This window comes from Salinivirga sp., assembly GCF_055145285.1.
The window spans coordinates 1-15,769 of the sequence record NZ_JBSRDC010000048.1 but is presented as its reverse complement, the minus strand read 5'-3'; the positions used below and the strand labels follow the sequence as shown (position 1 = coordinate 15,769).

The window sequence follows — 15,769 nt, the reverse complement described above, 5'->3', positions numbered from 1 at the left end:
TTTTTTGTTAAAATTAACGTTGCAAATTACAATCTGTATGTGACAATGACAAATGTAAGATTTTTTAAGTTCCTGTTAATTGTTTATTAAGTATTTGCAACTCTTTATCCCACTTTTGTGAGGGAAATTGTTTATTTATTTCTTTTATTTGATTGATGGTTGTTTTTATAAATTTCTGATGTGCTGCTGTTTGGTTGTTGAAAGGCCTGTGTGCAACCGCTTTTTTGATTTTCTCCACCGTGCTTATGGTCTGTTGTGTTTTCTCCGGAAAATATACTTGCGCAAAACGCTCGAAAATATATGCTATCGCAGTTTCTGACAAATGAGTCATGTCGTTGTTATAAAAACGGTAGTCCCGCAAATCGTCCATTACAAGTTCGTACGAAGGGAAATAGCTGCACTGGCTATGTATTTCAACCAGTTCGTGAATAGCAACCTTAAGAATAGCTTTAGAAAGCTGGTTTTCAACTGCGCCATCTTTTAAATGGCGTATGGGACTCAGTGTAAATACTATTTTTAGTTGAGGATTAATTTCTTCCAGCCTGTTCATAAGCATAGAAAACTCATCAGTGATGTCGCATGTAGAAAGACGGAAACGTTTAAATTCATTGGCCGGCACTTTATGACAATTGCTTACAATTTTATTACTGCTTTTCAATTCGTACACCCAGGCCGTTCCAAAAGTAATGAAAAATATATCAGCTGTTTTTAGGTAATCAATTGTGCTTTGTCTCGCGGCTTCAATTTTTTCTAACAGATAAGATTTTTCAGCTTCAGAGAAACTGCTGTGGTGCAGGTAACTGTGCCACAAATCTTCGTGATAAACCAAATCATGAACACCCAGCACGCGGTCTCCCAGTGCAAATTTCAACGTTTCCTGTATAGAATATGGGTTGTAAAGCACGCCATGCGGGTTTGTTAAAACATTAAATTTTAAAGCATCAAGTTTATTGCCTATGTTGTTACTAAAACATGAGCCAATAAGCATGATTTTGGAATTATAATTGAGGCCGATTGCGGACTTTGGAATATCAAAAGTAGTACGGAAAGATTTCATACAATTTTACTTAACCATTTTTCAATTTCTTCAAAGGCCTTTTGCCTTGCTTTTTCTTTATGTATCTCGTGTAAAAAGCCTTCGAAAGTTTTTAATTCAATATAGTGTGGGTTTTGTGCTTGTAGCTTTTTTACTCCTTTTATGCTGGCTATAGGATCTGCTTCCCCCTGTAACAGCAAAGTAGGAACAGAAAGTCTCTTGATATTTTGTCGAATATAGCGGGCTGCAGCATCGAACCCCAAAAACGTACTAATTGTAATACGTCCATGCACCAACTCGTCTTTTTCGTATTTCTCAAGCTCCTCTTCGTTCGAGGTAAGTTCACTGCGTTTGATGCCGGCTCGCAGAGAAAGTTTCGGAAACACGGGCCTGACAATTTCGGCCAGTGTAATAAGCCATTTTTTGGGTGGATTGAGCAGTACAACCCAGGGTGCAGAAATGATGGCGCCTTTAACTTTTGGTGATTTACGAATTAAATAATTGAGGGCAATATTGCCACCCATGCTGTGACCGTATATAATTTTTGGAATATGGGGGAAGTGTTGTTCTGCTTTTTCAAAAAGCATAGTTGTAAAATCCATTGGCTCGCAGTAATTTTTAAAATGACCTCTTTTGCCCTCCGATCGCCCATGACCATGATGGTCAGCAGATATAACCGCAAAACCCAGATTTATAAATCTTTCAAACCAGCTGTCGTATCTGTGCACATGTTCACCAATTCCATGGATAAATATAATTACGCCCTGTGGTTGGCTTTCAGGAATCCATGTGGCTCCGTAGACCATTTTATTATTTACTTTCCAATGGTAGGTTTCAGTTTTCATTGGTGAATTTTTAAATTTAAACAAATCGAATCAAAGATAAGCCCACAAACACCCTTGTTTTATGCTTTTCTTAGCCTGTATATATTATTCCTGATATTCAAAAATAAGAAAAAGCTTTTGAATGCTTCCTTCTATCACATTCATTTTAATTAATTTTGAGCAAAAGAATAATTTTATGCAGCAAATTATCCATATACGCACCACTGAAGAAAATGGGTTATATGATATTACGAGGCAGGTTGAGAAGTTTGTTTCTGCTTCAGGTGTGCAGGAGGGTGCTGTGAATATATATGCACAGGGAGCCACTGCTGGCATCATGATACAGGAGAACTGGGATGCAAGTGTACAAAATGATGTGATAAACCTTTTGCGTAAATATATACCGCAGGGTGTATGGGAACACGATGCCCAGGATGGGAATGGAGATGCCCACCTCAAAGCTGGTTTGGTCGGTCCCTCAGAAACTATACCCATTGTGGACGGGAAGCCGGGTTTGTCGACCTGGCAAAACATATTTTTTTGCGAATTTGACGGGCCTCGAGATCGAAGGCCGATTGTGTTGACTATTTTAAAATCGAAATAATGAAAAATCAGTTTTTAGCCCTTATTCCGGCCAGATACGGCTCTACCCGTTTTCCGGGAAAGCCATTGGCAAAAATCGATAATAAACCTATGATTCAGCATGTGTACGAGAGGGCTTCCGGTTTTTTCGAGCACACTTATGTTGCTACTGATGATAGCCGAATAGCACAAGCTGTAGAAAAATTTGGCGGCAAGGTGATTATGACTGCCGACACACATCAGAGAGGAACAGACCGCTGTGCAGAGGCGCTCCGGAAAATTGAACAGCAAGGGGGGCAGGCCTTTAATGTGGTAATTAATATCCAGGGCGATGAGCCGTTTATTGACGCCAAACAGTTAAAGCTATTGAGCAGTGCCTTCGATGAGTCTGACACCGAGATAGCTACTTTGGTGAAGCAAATTGACCAGCAAACAGATCTTTTTGATGTGAATAAACCCAAGGTAGTATTGAATAAAAATAGTGAAGCCATATATTTTAGCCGCGCACCTATTCCGTATTATCGGAACCTGGAAGAAAATAAATGGCTCCATAAACACCGATATTACAAACATATCGGCCTTTATGCATACAGAACCGATATACTCAGGCAAATAACTCAATTAGATCAGGGTAGCCTTGAAGTTGCCGAATCGCTGGAACAGCTGAGGTGGCTGGAGAACGGCTATCGCATAGCGGTGCGGGAAACCGACATTGAAAATATATCGATTGATACGCCTGCAGATTTGGAAAAAATTGCCAAAAAATGATTTTCTTGATATGTCCGAAAAAAATTTGGGCATTTATAAAAAAAGTATCATCTTTGCCGTCGCAAAAGCGAGAATAGCTCAGTTGGTAGAGCACGACCTTGCCAAGGTCGGGGCCGCGGGTTCGAGTCCCGTTTCTCGCTCAGGTTTACCAGAAACAAAAGAACAGGAGCCCTGGTGGCGGAACTGGTAGACGCGCAGGACTTAAAATCCTGTGGACAGCAATGTCCGTGCCGGTTCGATCCCGGCCCTGGGCACCAGCCTCTCCGGAAACGGGGAGGTTTTTTTGTTTATAGACGTAATAAAGACGAAAAACGAGTGTTTGTTTATTTGCTAGAATCTCAAAAGACAGGAGATCGCTATATCGGTCAAACGAGTGATCTGGAAAAGCGGCTTATCCGCCATAATGCTGGTTATGTGCAATCTACCCGGAATAAGCTACCCTGGAAAATGCTGGCCTACCTTCAGGTGGAAAGCCGGCAAGAAGCCATCAAATTAGAAGAAAAGCTCAAACGGATGAAAAACCGAGAAAGGGTTTTTAAATACTTTGCCCAATATGGCACCATTTAACCTCATTGGTACCTACTACTACCAATAAATCTCAAGCGCAGGACTTAAAATTCTGTGGACAGCAATGTCTGTGCCGGCTCCGCAAAATCTAAATCTGTGATTTAGAAATTTTGCGCGAGTCCACGAAATGCCAATAAAATTGAAAATTTTAGCATTTCGGGATTCGATCCCGGCCCTGGGCGCAACAAATAAAAGCCTATCAGTCAAATACTTGATAGGTTTTTTTAAAGCGAGGGCAAATATACAAAATTTAATATTTCTAGCAGTTTTTTGTAAAAAAGTTCTCCCAATATTCTCCCCGAATTTTTATCTGCTACTGGATCAACTGTTTTTCACTTAATTAATAACATTAAACGCACTGGCTTTTAATTCTTGTTCCGTTCTTGAGATTTCATATTTCTCTGCTACTTTTCGCCACATAATTACTGCACTTTTGACTTGCTCAATAATTTCTTTGGCTTTTGATTCAGTTAAACGAAAATATGGATAAACCTCCATAGCCAAATCAATATCCAATGCATTATCATCTTCTGAAATATTAAGTTTTAATCCGGTTCCAGTTTCTATGGGATTAATATCAAAAGCCGGTGATAACTTCCAACCTTCCTTAGTTAGTAAAAAACCATGATTTCGAAGATGATCGTCAGTATTAGAAACGCAGATACTAAAAACGATTCTTCGCCATAATTCATGCAAGTCCTCTTCCACATTGGCACCATAAGTGGTTATAAAATCTACTAACTCCAAATAGCTGGCTCCCTCGGTTGCACTAACACCATCTGTATATCCAAGTTGCGTCATAGCTGAAGAAAAGTGAATACGTTCACCTGTTTTTGTACGATCAAATCTTTTGGTTAAAAAAGTGTGATGCTTACTTGAGTATTTTTTTACCATACACTGAGCCATATCAATCCCGGCAGCAATCGCCAACTCATAAGCAACCAATTCCCATGCTCCAACATCAGCTTCATCATTTTTACTTGGAAACTTGGCAATCCATAAATGATTATCAGGATCAAGAACACTCGCTTTTGGTCTTGCTCCTCCCAAAGAGGACCCAGGATTAATCAACATGTTTAACCAATTTATATATTCCGGATTATCAACTGCATCTTCATCCTCAAGCTTTAAACTAATTTGCTCTAATTCTCTTAAAGATGTCCAGGGCGGTGCAGCGTTTCTTTTATCATTATTTAAAAACGGACCATCTTCGCTTGTTTTAAATCTGAGTCCTCCCATTCGATGTTCATCATAAACACCAAGCAAGTAATCCGTTTCAAATAACTTTTTGGTCGTGCGTTCCTGTAATCGGGCCTCAGCAGCTTCCTTCCGCTGCATTAGCACTCTTCCCCATCGATCTGGTGAAGAATCCAAAAACATTCCAAAATTGATTTTATCAGCATCATTCAAATATTGTAGACCTGAATAAAGCTGAAGATCAGGATCAAGTGATTGTGCAAATCCAGAAGAGAGCCATGCATCATTGTATTCGAAAGAAAAAATCTCTTTTCCCCGAAGCAAATCAGATGTCAAAACACCCAAAAGCATAGGTTTTTTAATATTTTGCCAATCGGCATATACATAAATGTCTCTTTTTGCCATATTTACCTTCTTTTAGGTGCCCTCTCCTTTGTTTTTAATTGAGCATCCTGCAATTTTCTACCTAACTCATCATCTTTCGCCAATAATAAAAAATCATTTTCGAGCCCCATTACCTTTAGCACATTAAGGTAATGACCAATACCGACTGTGGGCTGACCTTTTTCGATCGCCAAAAGTGTTGGTCGGCTAATCCCAGCTCTCTCTGCTACAATTTCACTGCTATACTTGCGACGCAGCCTGGCAAGCTTGATTTGCTCTCCTACAGCTTCCAGAATTCGTTCTGTTCTGGGTAAGAGGTTAATTGATTTCTTCGTCATAAAGTCACATATGTTTTACAAATATAATGCATTTTGTAAATTATATATTACATTAAATTAATTTTTTTACTTTAACTAAAAGATTAAAGAAAAGACACACAATAATACAACACCTATCATCAAACAAAAATCCTACAAATCAACTTTTTATCTTTTGTTAAAATAATTTAAATTTAGAAAGATTCTATACAAGCCTTTTGACACTAACACACCCTTATTTGAAGAAATAAATGTTCTCCCAATAATCTCCTCTAACGAATTTTTAAACTTATTAATAATTGAATTACTGCGTAGTAGTTGAATGAAGTTCTAACCTTTTCCTGGGCACCAGCCTCTCCGGAAATGGGGAAATTTTTTATAGCCTTATTTTTATGGAGGTTTGATGTAAAAAACAAATAAAAATATACAAATTTCTAGCTATAAGAATTAAAAGCGTTATTTTTACGGCTTTAAAATAGATTACCTGAATTTTATCCTTTTCTAGAGGTAAATAAATCAGGATAATCTCTATTTTTGTGCTGTTTTGTAAAATTGAGATTATGAAGGAAATGCAAAGTACGCTGAAGGAAAGTGTGACGTTTAAAGGTTTGGGTATTCATACCGGACATGAAGTGACAATGACAGTGAATCCGGCAGCGGCCAACCATGGAATAGTTTTTACGCGTACAGATGTTGATAAAGAAAGCCGTATTCCTGCCCTGGCAGATAATGTAGTCGATACCTCAAGAGGTACAACCATACGTAAAGATGATGTGACCATCCATACCATTGAGCATTTGATGGCAGCGCTTGCCGGTTTACATATCGATAATGCCCTTATTGAAATTAATGCAGACGAGATACCCATCATGGATGGAAGCTCTGTATTTTTTGCTGAAAAGTTCAAAGAAATAGGGAACAAGGAGTTGGATGAAGCGCGTCAGTATTATGAAATTAAGGAGAAAATAGAATTTTCTGTGCCAGAGAAAGGTATAGAGATTAATATTTATCCTGACGACCACTTTAGTGTGGATGTGATGATTGACTATAATTCCAAGGTACTCGGTCATCAGTATGCCAGCTTACCTAACTTAGATAATTTTGTGGAGGATATTTCTAAAGCGCGGACATTTGCCTTTTGGCATGAATTAGAGTTTTTGTTTAGCAATAACTTAATACGAGGTGGCAGCCTAGACAATGCCATTGTGGTGGTAGAACATGAAGTTCCGCAGAAAGATGTAGATCGGTTGGCCGGATTGTTCAACAAGCCAAGCATTGAGGTTAAAGAAGGATATCTGAATAACCTTGAATTACATTATCCGAATGAACCTGCGCGTCATAAATTATTGGACCTGGTGGGTGATTTTATGCTTATAGGAAAGCCAATAAAAGGTAAAGTAGTGGCAAAGCGCCCCGGACATTTTGCCAATACGGAAGTAGCTAAGAAGATACGTCAAAATATTAAAAAGAACCGCAAAAAATCTAATGCGCCGCAATATGACCCCACAAAAGCACCTGTTTATGATGTAGTCAGGATTCAGGAGACATTGCCACACCGTCCACCGTTCTTGTTGGTTGATAAAATTATACACCTCGATCAGGAACGTGTTACAGGTGTTAAGAATGTAACAATGAATGAACCATTTTTCGTAGGGCATTTCCCTGGCTCACCTGTTATGCCTGGTGTTTTGCAGATAGAAGCTATGGCTCAGGTTGGTGGCATACTTGTATTGAATACTGTTGAAGATCCGGAAAACTATTTAACTTATTTCCTTAAAATTGACGGGGTAAAATTTAAGAAAATGGTTGTGCCCGGCGATACTGTAGTTTTCGACCTGGAATTGATTGAGCCTATAAGACGAGGGCTTGCACACATGAAGGGAAAAGCGTGGGTTGGTGATACTATGGTGATGGAAGCAGAACTGATGGCACAAATAAGCAAAGTGAAAAACAAATAACCTTTATATACATGAGTACAAACCTGGCAAATATACATCCTGAAGCAAAAATAGGTAAAGATGTAATTATTTCTCCCTTTACAACAATTGAAGCAGATGTTGAGATAGGAGATGGCACATGGATTGGCCCCAATGTAACCATTATGAATGGTGCCCGAATTGGAAAGAATAATCAGATTTTTCCGGGAGCAGTAATCAGCGCCATACCTCAGGACCTGAAATTTCAGGGCGAAAAAACAACAGTTGAAATAGGCGATAATAATACAATCAGAGAGTGTGTTACGATAAACAGAGGAACCAGCGCGAAAGGAAAAACAGTCATGGGTAACAATAACCTTTTGATGGCCTATATGCATATTGCGCATGATTGTATCCTTGGCAACAACATTATAATAGCGAATTCTACCCAATTGGCAGGTGAAGTTGAAATTGATGATTTCGCCATAATTGGTGGGATGAGTGCTGTGCATCAGTTTTGTCATATCGGATCGCACGTAATGGTTTCCGGAGGCTCGCTTATTGGCAAAGATATTCCACCTTATGTGAAAGCCGCACGCAACCCGATTTCCTATGCAGGTGTAAATTCTATTGGTTTGCGCCGCAGGCAATTCTCCAACGAAAAAATACAGGAAATACAGGATATATATCGCATTATCTTTCTCAAGGGCATGAATAATACGGAAGCTGTTAAGTTTGTAGAGGCAGAAATGCCAGCCAGTAAAGAAAGAGATGAAGTAATAATGTTTGTTAAAAATTCGAAACGAGGCATTATGAAAGGGTATTTCCCCGAATAAAAGTATATAACGACACAATATATGAGCCGGCGGGAGCCGGCTTTTTTATTCCAATTCTTTACAACAACAAATTATTTTGTGCTACATTTTGGGTTTGTATCTGTTTTTGTTCAATTTTTCAGGCGATTGAACACACCCATTAAAAATAAAAACGGGACTTTTTGAAAGCCCCGTTTTTATAATCTGATAAAATATCCTTAATGGTTTATAATTACTTTTTGAGTTATGGTAAGCCCCTTTGCATTTTGCCATTTTATGAAATACAAGCCCGGGGTGAATTCTTCTGCTTCAATTCTGTAATGGTTAGAATGCGCGTTAACCTGAATTGTTGTTTGTAATTTTCCAATTGAGTTAAAAAGTAAGATTTGGCCTGTTTGATTATTTGCAGTGCTAACGTTCAGTGTTTTGTTTGCAGGGTTGGGGTAAATTTGCAATTTGTTGCTTTTGCTGGTATTACCAATTGAGGTTTCGTTTTGTGGCATCCTGATACGTAAAGCAACCGGTCTGTGATCAGAAATATTGTCTTCATAAACTGACCATCCTCCGGCAATTTCATCATCGGGTTTCAGGCATGCAATATCTGGTGTTCCATTAACGAAATCTTCAAATATTTCATTCGTAACCATAATGTGGTCAAGATGCGAAGGCCAGGTTGGATAAGACCAATCGCTGGATGGTAATTCTGTTATCGACATATCAGCAAACATGTAGTCTGCGCTTGCATCAATAAAGGGTTGAAATACGTTATTGGATGTGTTATCTGTGAGCTCATCGTTTAAATCGCCTAAAATAATTACCTGATCATTGGCAAAATTATTATCGATATAGTTTTTAATACGCACAGAAGCATCATACCTTCTCGTCTCCTCGTCCCAGGAGTCACTTTGATCGAGGTAACCATCACCACAACATTTGTAATGATTGTTCATTAAAATAAATTGCTCGCTACCAACTGTTATTTCAGCAACAAAAGGAGCTCTGGGTAATTCACGGTCGTATGAGGTTAATATTTTGTATGTATTGTCAACAGTAATAATATCAGGTTTATAAAGATATGCCATGCCAGAGTAATAGTACTCTGTCCAGAAACCTTCATAACCGGGTAGTTCATTTAAAAGATCATTGAATGCAGCTTCATCTTCAATTTCTTGCAGTGCTAGCATGTCAAGGTCCATCATTTCTATAACCTGGGCTGTGTAGCTAATTGTAGTTGCTCCATTTTTAGGGAAATGCTCTATGTTCCAGGTTGTGAATTCAAACGTAGTATCTGTGCCATAAGCTAAACTGCTGTTGGTTTGTGCGAAAGCCAATTGAGAAGTTGCCAACAGCACTATTAAGGTAACAAATCGTTTCATTATGTATATTTAAAAAAATTATTAAACTTGGTTACACACAATTTGTGCCGTAATTTTGCTTAGATGTTCTTCATAGCTATCTTTATTTAAACTTAATCATTAAAATTCCTGAACTGGTTCTTTAAAAAAGATATTTCATAAAGTTTTCAAAGGGCTTTTTCCAAGTTGCCTATTTATTTATTAGTTTTGTCAGATTCTAAAAAAAGTATAAATGATACGAGAATCAAGATCCCGTTCGATTGTGAAAGCCATTTCATGGCGGTTAATTGCTACGCTTACTACCACAGCACTTGTGTACGCTTTTACTGAGCGTTGGGATTGGGCTGCATATGTGGGAGGTTTTGAAGCCACACTTAAACTTATGTTTTTTTATGCCCACGAGCGCATTTGGAATAAACTGAACTATGGCCGTAAAGAATATACCCCAAAGGTTGTTTGGTTTACTGGTTTATCGGGTAGTGGGAAGTCTACCTTAGCAGAGGCTTTATACAAAAAAATGAAAGCACAGAATTTTAAGGTAGAGCAGCTCGATGGAGATATAATACGTAATATTTTTCCCAAAACAGGATTTAGCAAGGAAGAGCGAAACAGGCACGTGAGGCGTGTTGGTTTTTTAGCTTCTAAGCTCGAAGAAAATGGTGTTACGGTAATCGCCTCATTTATTTCCCCTTATCGCGAATCAAGAGAGTTTGTGCGCAGTCAGTGTCAGAATTTTGTTGAGGTGTATGTAAGCACGCCACTGGAGGTTTGCGAAGAACGCGATGTGAAAGGTTTATATAAGAAAGCAAGAAGCGGAGAGATTAAACAATTTACCGGCATCGACGATCCGTATGAGGCGCCTGAAAATCCTGAAATAGAGGTAGACACTTCAAAACACACCGTTGAGGAAAGTGTAGATATGATTCTTAAAAAAATTCGTAAGATGTAAGTTTTTTAATAAAACTCGGCGTATTCGCCAATAATATGCTCAATTTTTTCCAGATAGTAATGTTCTTTATCACTGGAGAGATTGAGCTTTTTTATGCTATAGCGATAGTCTTCATGCAACCATGGTAAAATGAGTTTCTGGTTATTGTAAGTGTAACGTTTATCACCCCAGGTGATTTCGAGCAGAATTTTTTTTAATTCCTCCATCAAAGTTTCTGCTTGTGTTATTTTTTCTTCGTTCAAAACCTTACTTTTATAAGATTTGTAATTTTACGGTGCAAGATTGTAATTTTCTATTCTAATTCCAACCATGGTTATAACGCTATGAGTAAAGTAAAAGTTGATAAGTTAAGCATTTCAGTAGCTGCCACTAATACAAAGTTGGTGAATGATATAAGTTTTGAACTGAAGCCAGGGGTAGTTACAGGTTTGGTTGGGGAGTCGGGTAGTGGCAAGTCGCTCACAGCATTGTCACTCATGCAGCTTTTACCATGCACCTTAAGCATTAAAGGAAATATTTCTTTCCATCTTAAAGAAGAACAGCATTTGCAAATAAATGACCTGTCTGCAAAGAAGTTAATGCGATTCAGAGGTAATGCTGCCGGAATGATTTTTCAGGACCCCATGTCAAGTCTCAATCCATCGCAAAAAGTGGGACACCAGGTCAAGGAGGCTTTTTTATTACATCATAAGACCGGTGAAAAAGCAGCACGCGAGCGGGTAATGGAGATGTTCCGAAAGGTTTTATTACCAAATCCGGAAAGAATGTTTAACGCCTATCCATTCCAGTTATCAGGAGGGCAGCGGCAAAGGGTTATGATTGCCATGGCGCTTATAAATAACCCGGCATTACTTATTGCCGATGAAGCTACAACTGCGTTGGATGTTACGGTACAGCAAGAAATTATTCAGCTTATAAAAGAGTTGCAACAGGAGTTAAACCTTACAGTTTTATTTATCACCCATGACCTTGCACTTTTAAATGATTTTGCAGCCTATGTGATGGTTATGAAAGATGGTGAAATTGTAGAGCAAGGACCTTATTCGCATATCGTGTCATCACCAGCGCATCATTATACCAGGGGGCTGCTTGCCTGCAGGCCAACATATAAACACAAAGGGTTTATACTGCCAGTAATTGAACAAATAGAAAAAGACAGTGAATTAAAAAAACGAAAATGGCCTGTAATTTCTGATGAAACTATTATTGATGGCCACGCTATAGATGTACACTATAGGCAGCGAAAGCAGACAGATTTTCAGGCACTGAAACTTGTGAGTTTTAACCTGAGAAAAGGTGAAACCCTTGGCGTTGTGGGTGAGTCGGGGTGTGGCAAAACCACTTTAAGCAAAGCTATTTTACAATTGATTCCTTATTCGGGACAGATTTTTTTAGATAAACAGCCAATTGGATTTCGCAACCGTAAAAAGGAGTTAATTTTTCGCAAAAAGGTTCAGTTTGTTTTCCAGGATCCCTATGCATCGCTTAATCCGGTTATGAAAACTGGCACAATGCTTAATGAGATATTAAAAGTGCATGGTCGCGGTAAAACGCGCAAAGCCAGGGCGCTTTTGGTAAAAGAGCTGCTTGAGCAGGTAGACCTTCCAGACACCTTTGCTGGCAGGTACCCACATGAATTATCGGGAGGCCAACGGCAGCGCGTTGCTATTGCCAAAGCGCTCGCTCCCGGTCCGGATATTTTAATACTCGATGAGGCTGTAGCAGCACTTGATGTATCGGTACAGGCAAAAATTCTTAATTTATTAAATTCACTTAAGCTGAAATTTGGATTGAGCTATATTTTTATATCCCACGACCTTGAAGTGGTTCATTATATGTCTGATCGCATTATTGTTATGAAAGATGGACTAATTGAAGAAACAGGAGAAGCCAGTCAAATATTTAAACATGCATCTTCGCCTTATACCGAAAAACTTATTAAAGCCAGCCCGTCGGTAATAGCGACTGGGTCAATAGAATGGTAATCTGGACTATAGTTCTACTATGCCATGGGTAAGAGCTATTTTTACCAGTTGTGCCATGTTATTGGTTCCGGTTTTATGGTAAATGTTTTTTCTGTGCGATTCTACCGTATTGACCGTAATCTTTAAAATTCTTGCCATTTCAGCTGTGGTTTTGCCTTCTGCAATCATTTTAATTACTTGTTTTTCACGATGCGTAAAAATTAAGTAGGGCTCACCATTGTTTTCATCTGAAAATATCGCTTTTTGGGCTTCGGCACAGAAATATTTCTCTCCGTTCAGGGTGCTTGTTAAAGCTTTTATAATTTCAGTGACTGGGGAAACCTTCGTAACGTACCCTGAAACACCTTGTTCAACAAGGGTTCTGATAATTGAGTGTTCAGTATGCATGCTGAACACAATGATTTTAATATCAGGAAAGCCTACCAGAATCTGTTGTGGAAATTTAAGTGCACTAAGAAAATTATCAACCGATAAGTCAATTATTGCGATATCAATTTTTTCGGATTCAAGTATCTTTAAGCTTTCGACTTCGCTATTGGCAGAATAAACTTCTGCATTTTCATAAACGTTTTTTATTTGCGCTTTTACTCCTTCTGTAATGATATTGTGGTCGTCTACTAATAAAACTGAAAAGTTCTTTTCTGTCATTTTTTTGTGATTTTATGGGGACCTGTATAGCAATACCTGTGCCCTTATTTGTGGCTGCATATATATGAAAATGCCCTTTGAGCATTTTTACTCGAGTTTCCATACTTTTAATCCCCTGTCCTTTCATACGGTTAAAAGATTTTTCTGTTTCGAAGCCAACACCATTGTCATCAATGAAGCATTCGAGCACATCGCCACGTTTAAAGAATTGAATGATAACCTCTGAGGCCCGGGCGTGTTTTGCTGCATTATTCAAGGCCTCCTGAACAACCCGGTAAAGCTCTTTTTGCAAAAAATCATCAAGATTATCGAATATGTTATAATCGGGTAAACATTCGAGTTTAATTTGAAATGAATTCAGTGTTTTATAGTTGTCGGTAAGCTGTTTAATCAAAATGTAAAAATTACTTCCGGCAATATGCGGTGGAGCCAGGTTATAGATGATACTTCGCACCTCTTCGTGCGTTTTTTGCAGGTCAACAGAGAGTTCTTGCAGGTCATTTTGAAATTTATCTTGTTGTAAACTGGCAATTTTAAGTTTTAATCCGGTAATTCGGCTTCCAAGCTCGTCGTGCAACTCTCTGGCGAGTTGTGTTTTGTGGTCCTCTCGCTCTGTGAGGACTTTTGACATGTTATATTCTTTTACAAGGGTAAAGGCTGTTTTGATTAGGTATGCTATAAGCCAAAACAGAAAACCCGCGATAAGGATAACAATCCACCAATGCGAGTACCATTTATTAAAATGCAGGTCTAAAAGGTATTTTTTTTCTGAGCTCTGTAAAAAGTAGTATGGTCTTTTATTTTGTCCTCTTGTAACTATTGTAATATGCTTTAAACCTGTAATATTTTCTATTGGGGTTTGTGCGACAATATCCAGATTTGCATTTGTAAAACTCACTTTATTTTTAGAAATGATGGCATATCCAGGTTGGGTGTTTATCCAAATTTGTATGGGCAGTAATAAAAAGATTTTTTCAAAAGGCAACTTATAACGCCTTACTGTTTGGAGTTGCGTGTCGTATTCGGCCACATTTCCATTGCTAAATATTGCCCTGGGCGTTTTCAAAAAATTCAGGCCATTCCCGGCGTAATCTGTTGGAAAAAGCAGCCGTGCGCCTTTTTCATCCAGCGGTCTGCTTGCAATTTGTTTTCCTCTTGTATTAAAAAGCATCAAACTATCCATTGGGGCATCATCATAACTTTGGAAATAACTTAATATATATTTATTGCCCTGGTATTTTAATGGATATGAATAAAGTGTTGATAAAGATGAATGAACCTCATAGGGTTTAAATGCAAATTCTAAATTTTCATTGAGCACCATTAAATAACTTTTATTATCAGGATAGGGTACATCTGTATTTATAAGGTTAGCGCTTGCATGTGTTTGCATAATATATTCCAGATTACCGTCGTCGTCCAAATCAGCTGTTATAGCTTCTGTTCCTCCAAAATGAACGTAATTGGCCGGGCTTTTTATCAGGGAGTCGTTTTTTATATCGTAAGTATACAAATTTCTGGGTTGTAATGAGAAGCCGGCGTTAATAGTAAACACCAACTCTTTATATCCATCAGCATTGCTGTCATGCGTCGAGATGTTATAGATTTTTAGGTCAACCGTACCGTTTACAAGTTGGCTGGTATCTAACAAACGATCGGTCAAAAAGAATTTATCTCTCCGTTCAGGATTAATGCCATTTAGAAATATTGAATCACCGCGCCGATGGAATGTGAAAATTTCAGCTTCATTATCACTGTCATAGTCTGTAAAAAATGGTTTTGAATGCAGCAGAAATCGTCCATTATGGTTCCAGATTCCTTTAATGCTGTTGTTCTGGTTTTTTAGGATAACGGTTGTTCTTTTGTAGCTGTCAGATAAATGGTATCCATAATAATCGATTTTTTCGCAAACGCCATCGTAATTCAGGTCATAGTAATACGTGTAGCGGGTGTTCTGCTCACTACTTACAGTGTCCAGGTTATATTTTGGAGTAATGAACAAATATATTGGTGTGAAAATGAGTAATGCAGCAAGTGCAATTATAAAGGGATTAATAAAATATTTACGCGGAAATATTCTCATGTTAAAACGTTTCAAGCCAAATGTAATAACAAAAATTATTTAAACCAACAAAGGAGAACTATTTGAGGCTGATGAAAACTCAAGGGAGGAAATTTATCTACAGGTCTATTAATCCTTGGAAAAAGAGCACAATTTTTGTCTTTTTTCTAAAAAGAGCCTGTCCGCCTGAGGCGGATATTAGCCCGGCGAGCTACCGTTTAAATATTGCGGCAAAACCACCTTTCTGATGAATTCACGCCCTTTGCCTGATTTTAGTTGTTTTTCTTTTTTAATGGCTTCAGCTTTGTTTTGAAACTCCAGAGAATAAATCAGTGTCCATGGTCTGAAACTGATTGTCCAACCT

At 38.3% G+C, this 15,769-nt stretch carries 15 protein-coding genes and 2 tRNA genes; 9 read left to right on the top strand and 8 right to left on the bottom strand.

Features of this window, described 5'->3' with window-relative positions:
• Positions 1–64 precede the first annotated feature (64 nt).
• Complete coding sequence (locus ACTB0Y_RS09285) at positions 65–1,057, bottom strand: GSCFA domain-containing protein (protein ID WP_463206541.1); 993 nt, start codon at positions 1,055–1,057, stop codon at positions 65–67.
• Complete coding sequence (locus ACTB0Y_RS09280) at positions 1,054–1,881, bottom strand: alpha/beta hydrolase (protein WP_463206540.1); 828 nt, start codon at positions 1,879–1,881, stop codon at positions 1,054–1,056. Before ACTB0Y_RS09280 ends, ACTB0Y_RS09285 begins: the two co-directional genes overlap by 4 nt.
• A gap of 175 nt (positions 1,882–2,056) precedes the next feature.
• Here ACTB0Y_RS09280 and ACTB0Y_RS09275 point away from each other — a divergent pair, with 175 nt between their 5' ends.
• The 5 genes from ACTB0Y_RS09275 to ACTB0Y_RS09255 all read left to right on the top strand — a co-directional run bounded on the left by ACTB0Y_RS09275 (position 2,057) and on the right by ACTB0Y_RS09255 (position 3,777).
• A complete protein-coding gene (locus ACTB0Y_RS09275) occupies positions 2,057–2,464 on the top strand; it encodes a secondary thiamine-phosphate synthase enzyme YjbQ (protein ID WP_463206539.1) in 408 nt (135 codons plus the stop codon).
• Positions 2,464–3,210: a 3-deoxy-manno-octulosonate cytidylyltransferase gene (gene kdsB / locus ACTB0Y_RS09270; protein ID WP_463206538.1), complete on the top strand. Its 747-nt coding sequence runs from the start codon at positions 2,464–2,466 to the stop codon at positions 3,208–3,210. Before ACTB0Y_RS09275 ends, kdsB begins: the two co-directional genes overlap by 1 nt.
• Before the next feature lie 67 nt (positions 3,211–3,277).
• A tRNA-Gly gene (locus tag ACTB0Y_RS09265) sits at positions 3,278–3,350 on the top strand.
• Positions 3,351–3,378: 28 nt separating this feature from the next.
• Positions 3,379–3,467 (top strand) — tRNA-Leu (locus ACTB0Y_RS09260).
• A 70-nt stretch (positions 3,468–3,537) separates the two neighbouring features.
• The gene (locus ACTB0Y_RS09255; RefSeq protein ID WP_463206537.1) at positions 3,538–3,777 is read left to right on the top strand and encodes a GIY-YIG nuclease family protein; all 240 of its coding nucleotides are present in this window, start codon (positions 3,538–3,540) and stop codon (positions 3,775–3,777) included.
• A 336-nt stretch (positions 3,778–4,113) separates the two neighbouring features.
• Here the strand turns inward: ACTB0Y_RS09255 and ACTB0Y_RS09250 are convergent, their stop codons facing one another.
• Positions 4,114–5,379 (bottom strand): type II toxin-antitoxin system HipA family toxin, encoded by a 1,266-nt coding sequence (locus tag ACTB0Y_RS09250; RefSeq protein ID WP_463206536.1) that lies wholly within the window; start codon positions 5,377–5,379, stop codon positions 4,114–4,116.
• A 2-nt stretch (positions 5,380–5,381) separates the two neighbouring features.
• Positions 5,382–5,696 carry a helix-turn-helix domain-containing protein gene (locus tag ACTB0Y_RS09245; RefSeq protein ID WP_463206535.1) on the bottom strand — a complete coding sequence of 105 codons (315 nt, stop codon included), beginning with the start codon at positions 5,694–5,696 and terminating at the stop codon, positions 5,382–5,384.
• 539 nt (positions 5,697–6,235) lie between these two features.
• Here ACTB0Y_RS09245 and ACTB0Y_RS09240 point away from each other — a divergent pair.
• Positions 6,236–7,633, top strand: a complete 1,398-nt coding sequence (locus ACTB0Y_RS09240; protein ID WP_463206534.1) for a bifunctional UDP-3-O-[3-hydroxymyristoyl] N-acetylglucosamine deacetylase/3-hydroxyacyl-ACP dehydratase — start codon at positions 6,236–6,238, stop codon at positions 7,631–7,633.
• An 11-nt stretch (positions 7,634–7,644) separates the two neighbouring features.
• Positions 7,645–8,427 (top strand): acyl-ACP--UDP-N-acetylglucosamine O-acyltransferase, encoded by a 783-nt coding sequence (lpxA, locus tag ACTB0Y_RS09235; RefSeq protein WP_463206533.1) that lies wholly within the window; start codon positions 7,645–7,647, stop codon positions 8,425–8,427.
• Between the two features lie 197 nt (positions 8,428–8,624).
• Here the strand turns inward: lpxA and ACTB0Y_RS09230 are convergent, their stop codons facing one another.
• Complete coding sequence (locus ACTB0Y_RS09230; protein ID WP_463206532.1) at positions 8,625–9,782, bottom strand: endonuclease/exonuclease/phosphatase family protein; 1,158 nt, start codon at positions 9,780–9,782, stop codon at positions 8,625–8,627.
• 211 nt (positions 9,783–9,993) lie between these two features.
• Between ACTB0Y_RS09230 and cysC the strand changes: the two genes are divergently transcribed.
• On the top strand, positions 9,994–10,710 hold the full coding sequence (cysC, locus tag ACTB0Y_RS09225) for an adenylyl-sulfate kinase (RefSeq protein WP_463206531.1): 717 nt from the start codon (positions 9,994–9,996) through the stop codon (positions 10,708–10,710).
• Between the two features lie 5 nt (positions 10,711–10,715).
• On the opposite strand, the gene ACTB0Y_RS09220 is transcribed toward cysC, so the two are convergent.
• Complete coding sequence (locus ACTB0Y_RS09220; RefSeq protein WP_463206530.1) at positions 10,716–10,952, bottom strand: hypothetical protein; 237 nt, start codon at positions 10,950–10,952, stop codon at positions 10,716–10,718.
• A gap of 81 nt (positions 10,953–11,033) precedes the next feature.
• Here ACTB0Y_RS09220 and ACTB0Y_RS09215 point away from each other — a divergent pair, with 81 nt between their 5' ends.
• Positions 11,034–12,695 (top strand): dipeptide ABC transporter ATP-binding protein, encoded by a 1,662-nt coding sequence (locus tag ACTB0Y_RS09215; RefSeq protein WP_463206529.1) that lies wholly within the window; start codon positions 11,034–11,036, stop codon positions 12,693–12,695.
• 6 nt (positions 12,696–12,701) lie between these two features.
• Here the strand turns inward: ACTB0Y_RS09215 and ACTB0Y_RS09210 are convergent, their stop codons facing one another.
• On the bottom strand, positions 12,702–13,343 hold the full coding sequence (locus ACTB0Y_RS09210) for a LuxR C-terminal-related transcriptional regulator (RefSeq protein WP_463206528.1): 642 nt from the start codon (positions 13,341–13,343) through the stop codon (positions 12,702–12,704).
• Complete coding sequence (locus tag ACTB0Y_RS09205) at positions 13,255–15,426, bottom strand: sensor histidine kinase (RefSeq protein WP_463206527.1); 2,172 nt, start codon at positions 15,424–15,426, stop codon at positions 13,255–13,257. Before ACTB0Y_RS09205 ends, ACTB0Y_RS09210 begins: the two co-directional genes overlap by 89 nt.
• Positions 15,427–15,769 lie beyond the last annotated feature (343 nt).

Coding starts and splice junctions, on each gene's coding strand:
- ACTB0Y_RS09285 (WP_463206541.1), bottom strand. CDS start 1,057: ATGAAATCTTTCCGTACTACTTTTGATATTCCAAAGTCCGCAATCGGC.
- ACTB0Y_RS09280 (WP_463206540.1), bottom strand. CDS start 1,881: ATGAAAACTGAAACCTACCATTGGAAAGTAAATAATAAAATGGTCTAC.
- ACTB0Y_RS09275 (WP_463206539.1), top strand. CDS start 2,057: ATGCAGCAAATTATCCATATACGCACCACTGAAGAAAATGGGTTATAT.
- kdsB (WP_463206538.1), top strand. CDS start 2,464: ATGAAAAATCAGTTTTTAGCCCTTATTCCGGCCAGATACGGCTCTACC.
- ACTB0Y_RS09250 (WP_463206536.1), bottom strand. CDS start 5,379: ATGGCAAAAAGAGACATTTATGTATATGCCGATTGGCAAAATATTAAA.
- ACTB0Y_RS09245 (WP_463206535.1), bottom strand. CDS start 5,696: ATGACGAAGAAATCAATTAACCTCTTACCCAGAACAGAACGAATTCTG.
- ACTB0Y_RS09240 (WP_463206534.1), top strand. CDS start 6,236: ATGAAGGAAATGCAAAGTACGCTGAAGGAAAGTGTGACGTTTAAAGGT.
- lpxA (WP_463206533.1), top strand. CDS start 7,645: ATGAGTACAAACCTGGCAAATATACATCCTGAAGCAAAAATAGGTAAA.
- ACTB0Y_RS09230 (WP_463206532.1), bottom strand. CDS start 9,782: ATGAAACGATTTGTTACCTTAATAGTGCTGTTGGCAACTTCTCAATTG.
- cysC (WP_463206531.1), top strand. CDS start 9,994: ATGATACGAGAATCAAGATCCCGTTCGATTGTGAAAGCCATTTCATGG.
- ACTB0Y_RS09215 (WP_463206529.1), top strand. CDS start 11,034: ATGAGTAAAGTAAAAGTTGATAAGTTAAGCATTTCAGTAGCTGCCACT.
- ACTB0Y_RS09210 (WP_463206528.1), bottom strand. CDS start 13,343: ATGACAGAAAAGAACTTTTCAGTTTTATTAGTAGACGACCACAATATC.
- ACTB0Y_RS09205 (WP_463206527.1), bottom strand. CDS start 15,426: ATGAGAATATTTCCGCGTAAATATTTTATTAATCCCTTTATAATTGCA.